Source organism: Methanothermobacter tenebrarum, assembly GCF_023167465.1.
Lineage (GTDB): Archaea > Methanobacteriota > Methanobacteria > Methanobacteriales > DSM-23052 > Methanothermobacter_A > Methanothermobacter_A tenebrarum.
Genome location: NZ_AP025698.1, coordinates 766,261 through 784,585 on the forward strand (window position 1 = coordinate 766,261; position 18,325 = coordinate 784,585).

The window sequence follows — 18,325 nt, forward strand, 5'->3', positions numbered from 1 at the left end:
GTCTTATACTCTCAGATTATAGTGGATAATCATAAAGGGATCTATATAAACTTTATTGATAATATATCACAATAATAGTTATAACACCTATATAAGTTCTCCCCCCCCAAAGAGAGATGTGATGATCATGAAACTGGGAAAACTACTCTACACCGGCAAGGCAAAGGACATATACGAGACAGACCACCCAGATGAGGTTATGATCCGATTCCGGGATGATATAACCGCAGGTGATGGTGAAAAACGTGACAGGATCCCTATGAAAGGATACTACAACTCCATAATATCCGCCAAGTTCTTCGAGGTTCTTGAAGCCGCTGGTATAAAAACCCATTATATAAGCTTGATAAAGCCAGGATACATCCTCGCCAGGAAACTTGAAATGATACCCATAGAAGTCATAACAAGGAACATAGCAACCGGAAGCCTCACCAGAAGGTATCCATTCAAGGAAGGCCAAGAATTCAAAGAGCCTATAATACAAATAGATTATAAAAGTGATGAATATGGAGATCCAATGCTCAATGATGATATAGCCATCGCCCTTGGCCTCACAACAATGGAAGAACTAGACAAGATAAGGAAGATAACACTAAAGGTTAACAAGACCTTAAAGGGGTTCCTCCAGGAAAAAGGTCTGCTACTCCCAGACTTTAAACTAGAATTTGGACGATACAATAGCAGATTACTAGTAGGTGACGAGATAAGCCCAGACACCTGCCGATTATGGGAGATGAAAACCAGGAAAACACTAGACAAGGATCTTTTCAGGAGAGGTGAAGGCGACATAATAGAAGCCTATAGGAGAGTCGCATCCCTTATCCTCAACGAGGAGGATAAAAAAAGATGGAAACTAAAGGATGATCTGTTATGAAATTCAATGTTGAAGTCAGGATAAAATTGAAAAAGGGCATGCTAAACCCTGAAGCAGCCACAATACAAAGAGCCCTGGCACTGCTAGGATACGAGGTTGAAAATACCAACACAATAGATATCATAACCTTCACAATGGAAGAGGATAACAAAAAGAAGGTTGAAGAGGAAGTTGAAGACATGTGTCAACGCCTCCTCTGCAATCCAGTAATACACGACTATCAAATTAATATAAAACCTGAGGATTAAATATGAGGGTTGGAGTTATAAGATTCCCAGGCTCAAACTGTGACAGGGACGTCTACCACGCCCTTAAACTGGTAGGGGCCACGCCAGAATACATATGGTGGGATCGGGAGGATCTAAGCCATTTGGATGCGGTTGTAATCCCCGGCGGGTTCTCATATGGGGATTACCTCAGGGCAGGGGCGATAGCGGCCATAACACCAGTAATGGATGGTGTGAAGAAACTTGTGAAAGAAGAAAAACCCGTCCTAGGAATATGTAATGGGGCTCAGATACTCGCTGAAGTCGGCCTAGTACCCGGAGTCTTCACAGTCAACCAATACCCAAAATTTAATTGCAAATGGACAAAACTAAAGGTCAAAACTACTAGGACACCCTTCACTTCACTCTATAGTAGGGATGAGATTATTAGGATGCCGATCGCCCATGCAGAGGGAAGATACTACACCGACAACCTCCAAGAACTCTGGGACAATGAACAGGTGGTTTTACAATTTCATTCAGAAAATCCTAACGGGTCCATAGATGGGATAACAGGAGTCTGTGACAAGTCAGGGCTAGTATGTGCTGTGATGCCCCACCCAGAAAGGGCCTCAGAGGCCATACTAGGATCAGATGATGGTATAAGATTCTTCAAGGGTATAATAGAATACATTAGTAGGTGTTAGAATATGGTAGTATATCTTGTCGGCGCAGGACCCGGAGACCCAGAACTCATCACACTAAAAGCACTAAAGATCATAAAAGAGGCTGACGTCATAATATATGATCGCCTAATCAACAATAAAATCCTAGAATATGCTCCAGAGGATGCTAAGCTCATATACGTGGGTAAAAAACCCGGTGAACACACCAAGGCCCAGGATGAGATAAATAGGATAATAGTCGAGGAAGCCAAGAAAAACAATATAGTGGTCAGATTAAAAGGGGGCGACCCATTCATATTCGGCCGTGGAGGAGAAGAACTCCTAGCGCTGAAATCCCACGGAATAAAAACAAAGATAATACCAGGTATAACATCAGCCATAGGAGTGCCCACAGCAGCCGGCCTACCCATCACCCACAGGGGCCTGGCAACATCATTCACTATTGTAACAGGCCATGAAGATCCTACAAAGGCTAAAGAACAAGTACACTGGGACTACAAGGCAGACACACTCATCATACTAATGGGTGTGGGCAACCTCAAAGAGAACACAAAAGAATTGATGAAATATCGTCCAGCTGACACACCAGTCTGCGCAATAGAAAATGGGACAACCGAAAATGAGAGGATAACCTTCGCAACACTAGAAGACATACACACCAAGGATATAAAACCGCCCGCGATAATCATCATAGGACACATAGTAAACCTATACAAGAAAATAATAGAAGAGGACCCATAATGGACCTAAAAGGCAAAGTAATAGCCATCACAAGACCAGAGGAAAGATGCGAAGAAGCCATAAAACTCATAAAAAAGGCGGGTGGAAAACCATTCATCGCACCCACCCTCCAAATCCAAACCCCCAAGACAAAAACCCTCACAATATTATGCGAAAACCTCCAAAAATTCGATTGGATAATATTCACATCACCAGCAGCCATAAAATCCATAAAAAAACACTGCAAAAAAATAAAACTAAAACCAGACTGTAAAATTGCAGTTATAGGCCCCAAAACCCGCGAAGCACTCAAAGAACTAGGACTAGATGCAGATGTAATCCCATCCAATTACACCGCAGAGGGGCTAGTCGAGGCACTATCAGCCTATGACATGCAAGACAAAAACGTTGCAATACCACGGACACTCGCAGCCAGGAACGTGCTACCAGAAAATCTACAGAAAATGGGTGCCAAAGTCTATATAGCGGAAGCATACAAATCCACAATGCCAAAAAATGACAGAATACAAAAACTCATAGAAAAAATACTAAAAGAGGAGATAGACGCGATAACATTCACAAGCCCCCTGACCGTGGAAAACCTAATCAAAGCAGCCAATGAAAAAAAAGATGATATAATAAGAAGATTATCCGATGGGGGGATAACAGTAGCTGCCATCGGCCCCATAACCGCCAAAAAACTCAAAGAATATGGTATAAAGGCGATAACCCCAAAAAATTACACGATAAAGGGCATGCTCACAAAACTATTCCACGAACTCTCAGAGGACTGAAAACATGGAAACAATCATATGGCCAGCCTACCTCGATTCTAAAAAAACAAAAAAAGAAGGAAGAAAAATCCCAAGAAAACATGCAGTCGAATCCCCAACCCTAAACGAGATCAAAAAGGCAGCTGAAAGGTTAAAATTCAAGGCAAGGGTAGAAGCGGATAAAGCATATCCACCATCATGGTGGGAGCGCAGCGGAAGAGTCATAATAGAACACAACAACCTAAAAAAAAGAGAACTACTCCTCAAGATCAGTAAAATGATAAAAGCCTCCCGAAAGGGATGATAAGATGAAAACACCCCCACAACTCGATAAAGGCCTATTAAAGGCCAAGAGACTGATAAAATCCTCAGAGGATATCAAAGTTTACAGTCACCGCGACTGTGATGGCATAACAGCAGGGGCTATCATCTCAACCCTCCTTGAAAGACTAGGAAAAGAACACGAAATAGAATTCATAAACCTCAACCAAGTCGAGGACATCAAAATAGAAAATGAACTTACCATCTTCACCGACATGGGCTCAGGCCAACACATAGAAGAGATCACAACATCCAACTCCACTATAATAATCCTAGACCACCACCCACCACTACCAAGAAAAAACCTGAAAGGAGAACTATTAGAATTAAATCCAATAAAACATGGGATAGACGGTTCAACCCAAATCTCAGGCGGTGGCATGGCATACCTACTCTCAAAAAAATTCAACCACCACGACCTGAGCTGGATGGGCGTATTATCAGCCATAGGAGACCTCCAAAACACATTAACAGGCAAATTAACAGGCCTAAACGCTCAAATACTAGAAGATAGCAGGAGACTGGGGCAAATAGATATCATAGAAGACCTGTCAATCTATGGCAGGCAAACAAGACCCATATTCGTGGCCTTATCATACTTCAGTGACGTTAACCTGCCAATCACCAATAACAGGACAGAATCTATACTACTATTGAAAAAACTAGGGATACCATACAAGGAAGGGGAAAGATACCGTTGCCTATGCGACCTAACCATTGAAGAAAAAAGAAAACTATTCTCAGAACTTGTTAAAATGCTATCAAGGGAAGTGCCCCCAAGATACGTTAAATATATTCCACAATTAGTATTCGCAGAAGCCTACGACCTCAAAGAGGAGAAGAAGTACACTCCTCTCCGGGACTTGGCAGAGTTTTCCACAGCCATAAACGCTTGCACCCGGAACAACCACATCGAACTAGCACTCAGAATACTAAAAGGAGAAAGAGGCGTGGCACTAGATGAACTGGAAAGCGTCTCAAGGGCGTATAGAAGATACCTAGCAGAAAAAATAGAGCTAATAGAAACAGAAGAACTCTTACAACAAAAAAAGAACCTACAATACTTCAAAACCACCGAGATAAAGGATAACGTGATAGGCACCATAGCAGGGATGATACTAGGCTATGGTGACTGGAGAAAACCCATAATAGGCCTCGGAGTCAAAGAACATGGTACAAAGGTCTCCCTGCGCTGTTCAAGGCTCCTAGCATTAGATGGGATACACTTCGGATCCATAATAGGCAAAATAGCGGAGAAAGTCGGTGGCAGCGGCGGCGGACATGCAATGGCATGCGGAGCCTACATACCCCACGGAACCGAAGAAAAATTCCTAGAATTATTCGATAATGCGCTCAAAGACAAGATAAGGTGAAACAGGATGCGAGCATTCAAAAAGAAGGGAGAACTGACAAGATTCCAGATACTAGCCGAGATAGCGGAAAACCAACCACATATAAGGCAAAGAGACATTGCAGAAAAACTAGGCATAACAGTACAGGCAGTCTCAGAAAACATAAAAACACTAACAGACCAAGGCTACCTAGAAGCAGGAGACGGAAGATCATACTATAAACTGACAAAAAAGGGAATGGAAAAACTAAAAAAAGAAGCCATAACACTCAGAAAATACGCCGACACCGTACTCGAGACAATGAGCACCTACAAGTCAACATGGCCAGCAATAGCAAAAGAAAACCTACAAAAAGGCGAAGAAGTCGAACTATTCATGGAAAAAGGAATACTATACGCGAAAAAGAGAACAGACGGCCAAGCCCACGGGAAAGTCCTCCACGACGCCAAAAAGGGTGAAGATGTGGCCCTCACAGAACTCAGGGGACTGATAAACCTCAAAAGTGGCAAAGTAACAATACTAGTACTCCCAAGGATAAACGAAGGCGGATCCAGAACCGCCAACCTCCAAAAAATAGAAAAAATATACAAAAAAGAGGGCCACGACAAAGTCGGTATAATGGGGACAGTGGCAAGGGCCGTGGCCAACAAATTAAACTTGAAAGTCGATTTCGAATTCGCAACACCCGAAGCAACCCTAGCCGCGGCAAAAAGAGGCCTAAATGTCCTAGTATTGGCTGTGGGTAGGATGAGCAAAACCATAGCAAGAAAACTTGAAGAAGAGAACATAGAATACAAGATAGAAAATGTTATTAAGAAAGAAGGGAAACGAACCTGAAACTTAAAAAATCTTTGAATTTTACCAACATTTTAGCTTTGTCTTGTCAAATTCCCTATATTTTCCCCTCGAGGGGCTAGTGATTCATTTATCCTAATCTAGGAACATTTTGTCAACCTTTTTGTCCTTTTTCCAAATTTGATTCTGAATTTTTGAATTCAACTTTCCCAATATCAAGTTGTTGCTTAGAATCCTCTTTAACAAATCGTGAACCACCCCCTCCTATCGAACGGGTGCTTCAATGAGGACCTGCTAGTATACCATGTAGACGTTTTCATCTCCACAGGCTCAAAGGATCGTCCCCAGCCCTGGAACAACCATCCTACTTCATCTCGTCTACCCAGCTCCCCCAAGACCCTACAGACAGAAGAAGTAGAGATTATCTCATCCTATTTGAAGATATATAAACCTTCCGGCTCTCGTCCCCTTGGGGGGCTTCCCCGCCGATTGAATTAAAATACGATTCCTGTGAATGGTGGAGAACGTTTCTAATATCTTTAGTCCCTACTTTGAATGATAATCCTCATAATCTTTTCTTGTCCCCAAGGCGTGCAAAGTTTATATGCTATGAGCGTTTACATGTCACATGAAAGGTGAAAATCCAAGAGGTTAATTTGTTTTATATATGGATAAGAATACAGCTAAAGATATAGGTATATTTGATGGCTTGATAGGCTTCATATGCCCATAAAAGGACAAGAGCATAAAAGAAAAAAATACACAACTAAAAAATTAATGGTCATATGATTTATATCCTTTGGTGGGAAAATGAACATTTTAATAATACCTCATTCTATCTGGACGGGGATGAGAGGCAGGTTTGATTGCTTCATAGACAGATTAAAAAGTAAAAACCATCTACATGTCATATCATGGCATATGCCCTATCCCATTTCTCTCAATAATATCAGAAATAATTTCTGGAAATCCCGTAAGGAATTCAAAGAAGAAATTGAAACCAATGTAACTGTTCATCATGTATCAAGACCATTTGTCTTTCCCCCATTCAACAGAAGATCCGTAAATGAACAAATAATAGAGATAATAGATGAATATGATATTGATATAATCTTTTCGGAATCCTTTTTATGGGATTTTGTACCCCCATTCAATAAGGTTCCAGTAATATATGACATGGTGGACGATCATCTGGAGTTTTTTAAGAATGCTCCTTTAACTAAAAGGATTATGAGTTCCCTTAGCAGGGTGAAAGATTCCGTAATGAGTCAGATTAAAAATTCAAACCACACAATATTTGTTTCATCAGTTCTTAAGGATAAATATGGAGAAATTTGTCAAGAATCTTCTATAATTCCAAACGGCGTCCATCTTGAAAGCTTCAAGCGCGCTGATCCCGAAAAATACATTGACAGCTTTGGCCTAGATGATTATGACTGGGTTGTCGGTTATATAGGATATTTTGGTGAATGGTCCAATCTCTATAAATCAGCAGTGAACATCCAAGAGTTTCTTGAGAAAAATAATGGTCTACTAATCATAGTAGGAATTGGACCAGAAGCTGAAAAATTAAAAAAAGACTTTGGGGATAATGAAAGGTTTCTATTTACAGGAATGATAGATCCCAGGGAAATACCCCCACTGGCAAAGACATTTGATATAGGTCTTTTACCCTTCAAAAAGTGTCCATATACTGATGCTGCAAGTCCCATAAAATATTTCGAATACGCAGCAGCAGGTAGTCGGGTTGTTTCATCCCCCCTAGAAGAGATTAAAAGAATAAAGTTTAAAAATACCGTATTTTTTGATAAAATTGAAGACATAAATATGGCGATGGAAATAGCCAGTGACCTTGATTTCAACCACTCTGAGCTTGAAAATTCTCTTAAAAAGTATGACTGGGATGTTTTATCTCTGAATCTTAATAAAATATTAAAGAGTATGGTGTTTGATTAAAATGAAACTTAAAGAATGCGCTGGGAAAAATACTCACAAAAAGGTATTAGATTTAATGAAAACCAAAAAAAGAGGTAGAGTCTTAGATATAGCTGCAGGTTACGGGAATATTAGCTTACAGTTAAAAAGAATGGGTTTTGACGTAACAGCTGCTGATATAAACCCAAATTTATTCAAACCCAAAAACATTGAATGCATTAAGGTCGATGCAAATAAAAAACTACCCTTTGGTCCAGAAAGTTTTGATTACGTGGTTTCTGTTGAAACAGTAGAACACCTTAAAAACCCATGGTTCTTTATAGACGAAATACACAGAATATTAAAAGAAAAGGGAACATGTATAATAACATCCCCCAACGTTGAAACACTTCAGAATAGACTTTTTTATCTTTTAAAAGGAAAATTTAACTGGTTTCATACAGAAGAAGCATTGGAAGACCATAAAACTCCCATTTTTAGCTGGATATTTAGGTATATGGTTAAAGAAAAGTTTTTAATTAAAAAAGAGACATTCAACGCAGGGGAAGTTATAGGTTTTCTCCCCCGAATCGGTATCGAAATACGATTACCCATCAAAGGAGGTAACCTGTTCGGTGAGATAAGGATAATTGAAATGGTGAAAAAATGAAGATACTTTTTATACATCAAGGACCACACAAAGTTCACGCAGCATTTGGAGAAAGCATAACAGATAAATGGTTTTTTTATGGAAACAACCGTAAATCTATAATAAAAACTTTTTTAAAATCGATCATTAAAAATAATGAACAGTTTGATGTTATTTTTTCTGAAGGAGGGTCTGGCCTTCCAATAGCAGCCCTCAAAAAACTTAAAAATTCACGTACAAAGATAATACTCCTCAATGCAGACAAATTCTTCTATTTAATTTCAAAGACCAACCCCATTAAAAGGCTTTTGATGAAATTTCTACTCTCGTTTGTTGATAGGATAATAGCAATCTCGGAAATGAATAAAAAGCTCGCATCAAAGTATTTCGATAATTCAAAAATAAGCGTTGTACATCCTTTCGGAGTAAATGTTAATTTCAATATAAACTGCCCTCTTGACACTACAAACATACTTTTTATCGGAGACCATAGGGTTTTTGATAAAAAATTTGATAATCTAGTAGAAGCCGTAAAGATATTAAACGATAAAGGCTGGAACTTCCAACTTTATCTAATTGGATCATGTGCGGATGTTATAAATGAAAATTATGACTGGCTCCATAAGATAGGTTATACAGAACGTCCTGAAAAATATTTCAGTGAATGCTCAATATATGTTCATCCAGCAGATTTTGACCCCTGTCCAGTTTCAGTTTTTGAAACAATGGCCGCTGGAATGATACCCATAGTGACAAAATGCACAGGCCAAGCAGACATTTTAAAAGAAAATGGTCTCGATTTTTTAATAATGGATAACAACAGACCATCAACAATAGCCAGTAAGATAATCGAAATCTATAATAAACCCCTTAACTGGAAAAAAGAAATCTCCATGAAATGTAAAGATATAAGTCGCTGTTTTTCAGAGGAAAAACAAGTTGAAAAATTTAGAAAAATTTTTAATGAAATCATAGAGGATCTCTGTGAACTACCCCTCCATGATGGGAGGGGCTTCCTGTTTCAATGATGAGACTTTGCCCAGCTAAAGCAGGGGGATGCTGAGTAGAGGTCTTGTCTCAACAGGGCTCAAAGGATCGTCACAGCCCCGAGTTGGTTTTGGATGGGTAAAGACGAAATTTGCAGCCGAGCACTTCCTTGCTCCCCCACATAAATATAGTGATACTGGAAAGCATATCACATGTAAGCCATGTATCACTATAAAATGTTTTTTCGGCTTTCATCCCCCGGGGGTTCCCGCTGAAAAAGTTAAAGTATGGGGGGGTCAAAATTGTACTTGTTAATGGTGCAAAATAATACGTTAAACCTGTAATGGGGGTCAACATGCTTATGTGGCGCAAATTTTCCTATGAACTATGGAATTGAGTATTTTCCTCCAAGATTCTATCCGAGTCTATTAGTGACAAATCAACCCCATTATATGACGATAATCTTCTGGAGGTTTAACGTGTTCTTTGAGGGCGTCCCTGGTTGTTCTGCCAACTGACGATACTATCATATGGGGGGGTCTCATGACAAGTTTTTCAACTATTGCTACAATTCCTGATGATCAGTCACTGGTCGCCATGGACGACGCTCACATCACCTATCGTTGCGATAATAAAAACTCTCTTCAATCGTTGCAAGGAATGCTAGCATCAATGGTGCAAATGTCTGAACATCAATAATATTATCATAGTCTCCCCCCTAACAGCCGCCAATAAACTGCCAACATCAAATGCTCCTCCGGGACAAGTCATTGTGATCAGCGGACCTATATAATGGACTTCCACTCCATCTATGACTTCATGACCCTCAACACCCCCTCTCTTCATAGAGAACACAGCAACCATATGACCCCCCTTTCCACAAGCCTTTTAGCTATTTCAAAATATCCTCTACTATAATAAGGCACAAGAAAATAGGAGACCATAACTATCCCCATGGGATCCTTCAAAAAAGTTGATATATATCTCATATTATAGTATCCCAAAAGTGGGGGGAGCATAAAGCCATGTACAAACCATTAACAATCCCAGATAATATTAAAAAAATGATAAAGGAATACCTACACATGGAGGTTACTAAAGGTTTGAATTTAAGGGACGCTGCTTCAAAGAAACTTAAAAGATACCTGGAAAAGACCGCGGATGGTTCATATACCCTCCCATCAGATGAACGGATGGGTAACAGGGAAACCATGCACACCCTCCATGGTGCGATAACAGAATCCTATGAAAAATTTGTCAAACCCTCTAAATTAGAGGGCAAAGATAACCTGAAAGTCTTGGATATATGCTCTGGTCTCGGATACAATACAACAGCCCTAATAGGACATTTAGAATGTGCTATGAGTGTGGATATGATCGAAGCATCACCTGAGACAATCGCCGCGACATTGCTTATCCCAAGCCCTATAAAAGAACATGAGATCGTCAAGAGAGTGTATGAAGAGTGGCTTATCAAAGAGGGACTGGTGCGCTTTCAACTCATAAAAGCAGAAATCCCTGACAGCCTATCATTTAGAGTTTTTTGCGAAGATGCTAGGAAAGTTTTACCTTCACTCACCCCAAAATATTATGATGCAATATTCCTTGATGCATTCAGCCCATCCATAGCCCCAGAACTCTATACCCTGGAATTCATGAAGGAACTTTACAGGATAATAAAAGATGATGGTGTGCTCACCACCTACACTTCAGCAGCTCCTGTGAGAGCTGCCATGATAAAGGTGGGCTTCCATGTGGGTGAAAGCCCACCCTTCGGGAGGAAGAGGGGTGGTACAATCGTATCACCAAGCAAAGGCAAGGTGGGTTCACTTTCAATGGAAGATGAAAGGATGATAGCCCTGAGTGATGCTGGGATACCCTACAGGGATCATGGACTAGATGATAGCCCCGAGAAGATAATTGAGAGGAGAAAAAATGAGAGGATGGTCTTACGGAACGTTAAGAAGATCTCATCAACTGTCAGAACCCCCATTTATCTTGGAAGGCGTGTTGAAATGGATAGGATGGGACGTAGAATCCTGAAAAACCTTGAAAGGGTGGGCATACCTGACACGTTATCCAATAAGGCCCTCTATATTATATGCCCACAATTTGAGGAGTGTATATGTGGTTGTGGATTGTCTCGCTTATCTTCTTCGAGGGATAGGATACTTGAGATGGAAAAGAGGCTCAACACAATAATCAAAGGTGATTCTAATGTTTGAAGTAAAACACAAGGACAATCTTGGGAGGACAGGAAAGTTCACCATAGCTGATCATAAGATCAAAACACCAACCCTCATGCCCGTAGTGCATCCTGGGAAAATGACCATTGATGTCAAGTCCCTCGGCGCTGAGATAGTGATAACAAACGCCTATATCATATACAAGAATGATGAATTGCGAGAAAAAGCACTTAAAATGGGAGTTCATAGACTTATAGGCTTTGATGGGCCTATAGTGACAGATTCGGGTTCATTTCAACTCTCAGAATACGGGAGTATTGACGTGGATAACAAGGAAATTGTCGAATTTCAAGAAGCGATAGGATCAAATATTGGAACATCCCTTGATATACCCACCCCACCATACGCAGGTTATGAAAAGGCCAAAAGAGACCTTAAGGTAACTATTCAAAGAGCTGAAGAGTCATTGAATTATAGGAAGAAGATGATGTTGAATGCTGTTGTTCAAGGGTCAACTTATCCAGAACTGAGGAGTGAATGCGCCAGGAGACTTTCAACCATGGACTTTGATGTTCACCCTATAGGGGCTGTAGTACCCCTACTTGAATCATACCAATACAAGGACCTCGTTGATGTTGTCATGGCAACTGTAGAGTTCCTACCCCCATCAAGGCCCCGGCATCTCATGGGCGCAGGACATCCTATGTTCTTCTCCCTCGCGGTTTCAATGGGTTGTGATCTCTTCGATTCTGCAGCTTACATGTTATATGCAGATGACGACAGGCTACTATCATCATCAGGCACATATAAGCTGGAGGATTTACAGGAAATGCCCTGCTCATGTAATATCTGTGTAGAGTATACGCCACGGGAGCTCAAAAGCATGGAAAAGGATGATAGGAGAGATCTCATAGCAACCCACAACCTTTATATAAGCTTCGCGGAGATTAGAAGGATTAGGCAGGCGATAGCTGATGGTAACCTCATGGAATTTGTCGAACAAAGGTGCAGATCCCATCCTAGACTATTAGACGCTTATAGAAGGTTCCTCGATTATCAAGAGCTGATTGAAAAGTATGATCCAGTCTCTAAAAAGTCGGCGTTTTTCTATGGTGGCCCAGAATCACTCAAAAGAGTTGAAGTTTACCGCCATCTTAAAAGGATGAAAAGACTCCATAGAAAGAGGGGGGTTGTGCTTTTACCAGCCTGCGAAAAACCATACTCTGCTAATCTGCCGCAGATGGATATTCTTTTTTCATCAGCTCCTGTTGAAGTTGATGAATGGGACTTCATGGTGGTTGACATCCCATTCGGTCTCATACCCTTAACCTTGGATGAATTTTATCCACTAGCCCAGAGCGAATCCCCATCAATACTTGATTCTGATTCAAAAAAGTTTATTAAATCCCTCATCAGTAAAGTTCTCCATGAATATGATGCTGTTTTAGTCAGCCGGGACTTGAATGAAAAATTTGGCCTTGGTTTCACCTATGAGATGCCCGCCCCCAAAATTGAGATTCCCCATAGGGAACGTTTAATCGCAGTTGCAGATTATCAGTTTGGGGAAGGTGCTGGTGAAGCGCTTTTCAATGGAAACCTAGAGATAGTGAAAAGTAAGAGGACTGGGAGGATACGTTATGTTTACGTGGACGATGAGCTCATTGCGAGTATAAGGACATCTGATGGTTTCATAATCCCATCATGGAAGGGTGCGTCACTCCTACATTCTAAACTAGATTATCCTAGGTGTAGGGTTGTTGTAGATGGCGAATCAGAACCCTTTGCAAGGGAGGGGAAAAATATATTTGCAAAGTTTGTTATAGAATGTGATAAAAATATACGTGCTAATGATGAAGTTTTAATAGTTAACGAAGATGATGAATTATTAGCCACTGGCAAGTCACTCCTCTGTAGTGAGGAGATCATGGACTTTAGTTATGGCCAGGCTATAAAAACAAGGAGAGGAAGAAGATGATACCCGGTATGAATCCCAAGCAGTTGAAACAAATGCAGAGGGCCATGAAACAGATGGGAATGGAGATGAAAGATCTCAGGGGCGTTAAAGAGGTTATAATAAGGTTAAAGGACAAGGATATAATCATAGGGAATCCTAAGGTTAGTATCATGGACTTCATGGGCCAGAGAACCTACCAGGTAACTGGTAAAGCCAAGGAAAAGGCCAGAGAACCTGAAATACCCGAGGAGGATATAGAGCTTGTGATGAGTCAGACAGGCGCCACTAGGAAGGAAGCAGAGGATGCTCTAAAGGATACAAAGGGAGATCTTGCAGAGGCTATCCTGAGGTTAAGTTAAGATGGTGCTCATCGCCCATATCTCAGACCTGCATGTAGGCGCGGAAAACTTCAAAGAGGATATACTATTAGAGGCTATAAGGCAGATAAATGACATGGAACCCGATGTTGTTGTTGCCACAGGCGATTTAACCGATAACGGCTACTATCTGGAATTTTTACAAGTGGCAAGTTATCTTAGTAATATAGAAAGTCCGCTAGTTGTTGTCCCCGGCAACCATGATGCAAGACATGTAGGTAATGAAACATTCGAAGAAGTTCTGAGAGAAAAGAAGGGCACTTTAACTGTTAATGACGAATTACACGTGATAGGATTAGACAGCAGTGAACCAGACTTAGATGAGGGGAAGGTGGGAAGGTCACAGCAATTATGGATGGAAAAAGAGCTTAAAAAGGCCAAAGAGGCCGACTTGTATAGTGTGATAGCATTACACCATCATATTATACCAGTACCGAAAACAGGACGTGAAAGGAACGTCCTAGTCGACGCAGGTGACGTTTTATGCTCCATAGTCAAGGGTGGGGCTAACCTAGTCATCTGCGGCCACAAACACGTTCCACACGTATGGAGGGTTGAAGACATATTCTTTGTAACAGCTGGTACAGTAGCATCACTCAAGCTTCGAGGTAAAGATATTAATTCATATAACACATATTATATCGAGGATGATATAATAGAGATAAGATTGAACCAGGTGCAAAGGAAAAGCTATCTGATGGGATCCTATAAGCTCTATTCTAATAAATAGAAAGGTGATCAATTGAGGGTTATTATAGACGCATCCAATGTAGCTCATTCTAAAAAAGGAGATGATGACAAGCCCAGATTAGAGAATATATTAAAAGCCGCTGAGGAACTCCGCAAACTCGGCTATGAGCCTGTTATAATTGCTGATGCATCATTAAAGCATGAAATTGATGATAAAGAAGAATTTAAAAAATACCTTGAAAAGGGCGAGTTTAAGCAGGTGCCCTCCGGGACCAACGCGGATCATTTCATCCTAAAATTGGCAGAAGAAGAAGATGCCAAGATACTATCAAATGACGCCTTCAAAGAATACTCTGACGAATTCCAGGACATAAGTAGTAGAAGGATACCCTACAATTTCAAAGAAGATAAAATAGTTATCGGCAGACCACCAAAACCTAAAAGAGTTAAGAATATCCTCCAGAAGATCTGCACAGAAATACTAGGAGAATTCGAACGTAAAGGCTTCGACTATTATAAGGTCAAAAGGGGTAAAAAACTGAGTGGCATAGCAATCGCAAAGGAAGCCATTGACAGGATAGAAAAAGTAGAAGAAGAGGGTCTTGAACCAAAACTTGAAAGCTTATTCATGAAATTACCCCTCTTTGACAAGTTCATGGAACTCGTTGAGGAAGCAGAAAAAACAGGAGACTTCATAATATTCGTACTTGTAAATCCCCAAGACTATAGAGAAGTTGTCAAATATGCCGGCAACATCGCAGTGACAGTTTTCGAACGTTTAAAGTTGGATCACGCCCCCCTAGTCGCTGTTAGAAATGATGTTTTCATCAAAAAGGGTCGTTTCGAGGTTAATATACTATATTCTGATGAGGTCATGGAAGAAGCCCCATATGATATTAACATAATCATCAATGACCATGACTATAACTTTGTAAAGAAAAACTCAAGAAACATTGCAAGTACTGTGGCGGCTCGAATAGGATCCTGGAGATTCCCCATAGTCTCTGTTAAGCCTAGCATGCTAATGGAAAAACCCGGAGAATTTGAAGTGGTCTTGGAGAAGGGAGGAAGCAGTTAAAATGCTGACAGAGTACATCCTCCGCGCACTACTAGGTTTACTATTAAAGAAGAAGGTTTTAGGCATAGGCACCAAATATTCCCCAAACAATGCCAGGGAACGTGAATACGTTGACATGATAAACTATACAAAGACAATGCTCATAGAAATAAAAAAAGCAGATATAAACAGCCAGAATATCTTCAACAATCTTATAAAAGAGGTTGGCCCTGAAAACATCCCCCCCAATAGGAGATTCATCGAATTAAAACCCCCATTAGACAAAGTAGATGAATATGCCCTCTTCAGCAACATCATAATAGGCAGCGACCGTTACCTCTACATAGAAGTTTTTAACAAGGCAAGGATAATCAACGATTTCACAGAACTCCTAAGAAGAGAAAAAGGAGAGATTATTGAAAAAAGCCCCACAGAAATCCTTGCAAGACTCCCCTCAAAGAATGATGCTATAAGGGCTGCTATAAAACTTATAGGATTGGCCAGCGCCAAGAAGATCAATCTCAGGGCCGCTGTGGGGATGACAGGAGCCGCTGCAATAGAAAGATCCATAAAATTAAACGAAGAAATCGGCGAAATCCCAGGGGTGGGCTTCACAAAACTCGGCGGCGAATTCGCCCTCATATTCCCAACACCATTCACCCTAAAGGAGAGTGAACCCTCAACCCACGACAATTACCTTTTCATTGACGTTATCAACTCCACAAACTTCATAGAAAAATATGGCAAAGGAGCCCTAGTCGAGATAATGAACGACATCAAAAATTACATTGAAAAAGAATGTAAAGGGAAAATCGAAGGTTACAAAGAAGGTGGTGACGACATAATCGCCAACCTACCAAGCAAAGACATGGCACTAAGGGCCACAATAGATGCCGCATGGCACGCACTCGCAAACGGTGCGAAGATAAGAGCAGGTATAGGTAAAACGAGAAGAGAAGCGGCTGAAAGAGCACACCTCGCAGATGATATAAAATTGTGGAACCCCGCCACTGTCATAATATTTGACGTTGCAGATGGACTTTATGGATACTTCATCCCCAACCCCTTTACTAGGGCTATCATAGATTACCTATTCACTAAAAAGTCCAGACTCATCATAATATTCATCTTCGTTTTTATGGCAACCTTCCTAGGCTGGAACCTTGGATACTGGCAACTAGGACTACTCGCAATACTACTCGCAGTATTGTATGGAGCCACTACCTAGAAAATCCCAATCATACCCTCCATATAATCTTAAATTATTTAAAGGATTACCTATAATATAATCTGGGGAGTTTACAATGCGACCGGAAACTGAAGCTAAAATAATGGTTGCCCTTTTAATCTCATTGATAGCATTTGGTTGCGGCTCCTGTCTAGGGATAATATTAGCAATATCACCCGAAAATATCACCACAGAGACCACCCTCAACAATACAAGCCTACATGTCCCAAATCCTATAGAAAACACACCAAACCAGATTAACGAGACGGTTACAAGTAACATGACAAATCCCAACGAATACAATCCATAATAACGCGACTAACCATCCATAGGGGCGGGAGGATCACCCATGAAGATAATAGAAGGTGGAGTATGCGCCGTAGAAGGTATACTCGCCGGAGGGTCCAGAAAAGGAAAATATGGTCTTGGCATATTATATACCGGTAAAAGCACCGCCACAGCCGTTTTCACATCTAATAACATAAAAGCCGAACCACTAAAATTAACCATGAAAAACCTAAAAGATGGGAAACTATCAGCCATCATAGCCAACAGTGGTAATGCAAATTGTTTCACAGGCCCAGAAGGCATGGAGGATGCTCAGAGAATGGTCGAACTTGCAGCAGAGGGCCTCTCAATCCCAGAGGATAGGGTTGCTGTGGCCTCCACCGGTGTCATAGGCAGAAAAATGCCAATGAACATAATAGAACCCCTCACCCAGAAAGTTCTAGGAAACCTTGAAAACTCACCAAGGGGATCCAGGAGATTCGCAGAGGCCATAATGACCACAGACACATTCCCCAAAGAGTTTGCAGTTGAATTCAAACTCGAAGATGGGAGCACAGCCCGGATAGGTGGTGTGGCCAAGGGCTCTGGTATGATAGCCCCTAACATGGCCACAATGCTCTCCTTCATAACCACAGATGTGAAAGCATCACCATCACAGTTAAAAGAGGCCCTCAGGACAGCCGTGGACGAAACCTTTAACATGCTAATAGTTGACGGTGATGAAAGCACCAATGACATGGTCATACTAGCAGCAACTGGAAAATCAGGAAAAATAGATGATAACTTCCAAGAAGCATTAAATTTAACATGCAAAGAACTCGCGAAGATGATAGCAAAGGATGGTGAAGGAGCGACAAAGTACATGGAAGTGAAAGTTTTAAACGCAAAATCCCAAAAGGATGCTAAAAGGGCTGCGAGGGCCGTTGCAGGCTCCACACTCGTTAAAACAGCATTATTTGGAGCAGACCCCAACTGGGGTAGGATAATAGCAGCAATAGGATACTCAGGGGCCGCTATAAAAGAGGAAAAAATATCCATAATCCTAGAGGGTGAAAATAGAAAAATCGACCTTATACGGGCAGGTGAAATCATAGCCTCCGGAGATAGTGAAGAACTTAAAATTGCAAGAGACCTTATGAAAGAAGATAAGATAAGGATAATCATAGACCTAGCCACTGGCGAATACACCGCAAAAGCATATGGATGCGACCTAACCTATGATTATGTGAAGATAAACGCTGAATATACAACATAAGGGAGTCAAATTA

At 40.9% G+C, this 18,325-nt stretch carries 20 protein-coding genes; 19 read left to right on the plus strand and 1 reads right to left on the minus strand.

Annotated features, from left to right (window positions below; translation table 11 throughout):
* The first annotated feature begins 127 nt into the window (after nucleotides 1-127).
* From purC to MTTB_RS04300, 11 genes are all read left to right on the plus strand, one after another.
* Nucleotides 128-874 (plus strand): phosphoribosylaminoimidazolesuccinocarboxamide synthase, encoded by a 747-nt coding sequence (gene purC / locus MTTB_RS04250; RefSeq protein WP_248565275.1) that lies wholly within the window; start codon nucleotides 128-130, stop codon nucleotides 872-874.
* On the plus strand, nucleotides 871-1,122 hold the full coding sequence (gene purS, locus MTTB_RS04255) for a phosphoribosylformylglycinamidine synthase subunit PurS (RefSeq protein ID WP_248563802.1): 252 nt from the start codon (nucleotides 871-873) through the stop codon (nucleotides 1,120-1,122). The genes purC and purS overlap by 4 nt, the downstream gene beginning before the upstream one ends.
* A 2-nt stretch (nucleotides 1,123-1,124) precedes the next feature.
* Nucleotides 1,125-1,787 (plus strand): phosphoribosylformylglycinamidine synthase subunit PurQ, encoded by a 663-nt coding sequence (gene purQ, locus MTTB_RS04260; protein ID WP_248563803.1) that lies wholly within the window; start codon nucleotides 1,125-1,127, stop codon nucleotides 1,785-1,787.
* 3 nt (nucleotides 1,788-1,790) lie between these two features.
* The gene (cobA, locus tag MTTB_RS04265; protein ID WP_248563804.1) at nucleotides 1,791-2,507 is read left to right on the plus strand and encodes a uroporphyrinogen-III C-methyltransferase; all 717 of its coding nucleotides are present in this window, start codon (nucleotides 1,791-1,793) and stop codon (nucleotides 2,505-2,507) included.
* A complete protein-coding gene (locus tag MTTB_RS04270; RefSeq protein ID WP_248563805.1) occupies nucleotides 2,507-3,280 on the plus strand; it encodes a uroporphyrinogen-III synthase in 774 nt (257 codons plus the stop codon). Before cobA ends, MTTB_RS04270 begins: the two co-directional genes overlap by 1 nt.
* A 4-nt stretch (nucleotides 3,281-3,284) precedes the next feature.
* Entirely contained in the window at nucleotides 3,285-3,563 is a 279-nt protein-coding gene (locus MTTB_RS04275) for a signal recognition particle subunit SRP19/SEC65 family protein (protein ID WP_248563806.1), read from the plus strand.
* 4 nt (nucleotides 3,564-3,567) lie between these two features.
* The gene (gene recJ / locus MTTB_RS04280) at nucleotides 3,568-4,953 is read left to right on the plus strand and encodes a single-stranded-DNA-specific exonuclease RecJ (protein ID WP_248563807.1); all 1,386 of its coding nucleotides are present in this window, start codon (nucleotides 3,568-3,570) and stop codon (nucleotides 4,951-4,953) included.
* A 6-nt stretch (nucleotides 4,954-4,959) separates the two neighbouring features.
* On the plus strand, nucleotides 4,960-5,769 hold the full coding sequence (locus MTTB_RS04285; protein ID WP_248563808.1) for a DUF7839 domain-containing protein: 810 nt from the start codon (nucleotides 4,960-4,962) through the stop codon (nucleotides 5,767-5,769).
* Between the two features lie 768 nt (nucleotides 5,770-6,537).
* Complete coding sequence (locus MTTB_RS04290) at nucleotides 6,538-7,683, plus strand: glycosyltransferase (protein WP_248563809.1); 1,146 nt, start codon at nucleotides 6,538-6,540, stop codon at nucleotides 7,681-7,683.
* A 1-nt stretch (nucleotide 7,684) separates the two neighbouring features.
* On the plus strand, nucleotides 7,685-8,311 hold the full coding sequence (locus tag MTTB_RS04295; protein ID WP_248563810.1) for a class I SAM-dependent methyltransferase: 627 nt from the start codon (nucleotides 7,685-7,687) through the stop codon (nucleotides 8,309-8,311).
* Nucleotides 8,308-9,318, plus strand: coding sequence for a glycosyltransferase family 4 protein (locus MTTB_RS04300; protein ID WP_248563811.1), 1,011 nt, complete (start codon nucleotides 8,308-8,310; stop codon nucleotides 9,316-9,318). Before MTTB_RS04295 ends, MTTB_RS04300 begins: the two co-directional genes overlap by 4 nt.
* Before the next feature lie 628 nt (nucleotides 9,319-9,946).
* Here the strand turns inward: MTTB_RS04300 and MTTB_RS04305 are convergent.
* Nucleotides 9,947-10,141, minus strand: coding sequence for a hypothetical protein (locus tag MTTB_RS04305; protein ID WP_248563812.1), 195 nt, complete (start codon nucleotides 10,139-10,141; stop codon nucleotides 9,947-9,949).
* Nucleotides 10,142-10,302: 161 nt separating this feature from the next.
* Between MTTB_RS04305 and MTTB_RS04310 the strand changes: the two genes are divergently transcribed.
* From MTTB_RS04310 to argJ, 8 genes are all read left to right on the plus strand, one after another.
* Entirely contained in the window at nucleotides 10,303-11,502 is a 1,200-nt protein-coding gene (locus MTTB_RS04310; RefSeq protein ID WP_248563813.1) for a tRNA (5-methylaminomethyl-2-thiouridine)(34)-methyltransferase MnmD, read from the plus strand.
* Nucleotides 11,495-13,438 (plus strand): tRNA guanosine(15) transglycosylase TgtA, encoded by a 1,944-nt coding sequence (gene tgtA, locus MTTB_RS04315; RefSeq protein WP_248563814.1) that lies wholly within the window; start codon nucleotides 11,495-11,497, stop codon nucleotides 13,436-13,438. Before MTTB_RS04310 ends, tgtA begins: the two co-directional genes overlap by 8 nt.
* Nucleotides 13,435-13,776: a nascent polypeptide-associated complex protein gene (locus MTTB_RS04320; protein WP_248563815.1), complete on the plus strand. Its 342-nt coding sequence runs from the start codon at nucleotides 13,435-13,437 to the stop codon at nucleotides 13,774-13,776. Before tgtA ends, MTTB_RS04320 begins: the two co-directional genes overlap by 4 nt.
* Nucleotide 13,777: 1 nt before the next feature.
* On the plus strand, nucleotides 13,778-14,524 hold the full coding sequence (locus tag MTTB_RS04325) for a metallophosphoesterase family protein (RefSeq protein WP_248563816.1): 747 nt from the start codon (nucleotides 13,778-13,780) through the stop codon (nucleotides 14,522-14,524).
* Between the two features lie 12 nt (nucleotides 14,525-14,536).
* Entirely contained in the window at nucleotides 14,537-15,562 is a 1,026-nt protein-coding gene (locus tag MTTB_RS04330) for an NYN domain-containing protein (RefSeq protein ID WP_248563817.1), read from the plus strand.
* A 1-nt stretch (nucleotide 15,563) separates the two neighbouring features.
* Nucleotides 15,564-16,769, plus strand: coding sequence for a hypothetical protein (locus MTTB_RS04335; RefSeq protein ID WP_248563818.1), 1,206 nt, complete (start codon nucleotides 15,564-15,566; stop codon nucleotides 16,767-16,769).
* 76 nt (nucleotides 16,770-16,845) lie between these two features.
* On the plus strand, nucleotides 16,846-17,079 hold the full coding sequence (locus MTTB_RS04340; RefSeq protein ID WP_248563819.1) for a hypothetical protein: 234 nt from the start codon (nucleotides 16,846-16,848) through the stop codon (nucleotides 17,077-17,079).
* 39 nt (nucleotides 17,080-17,118) lie between these two features.
* Nucleotides 17,119-18,312 carry a bifunctional ornithine acetyltransferase/N-acetylglutamate synthase gene (gene argJ, locus MTTB_RS04345; protein WP_248563820.1) on the plus strand — a complete coding sequence of 398 codons (1,194 nt, stop codon included), beginning with the start codon at nucleotides 17,119-17,121 and terminating at the stop codon, nucleotides 18,310-18,312.
* Nucleotides 18,313-18,325: the final 13 nt, after the last annotated feature.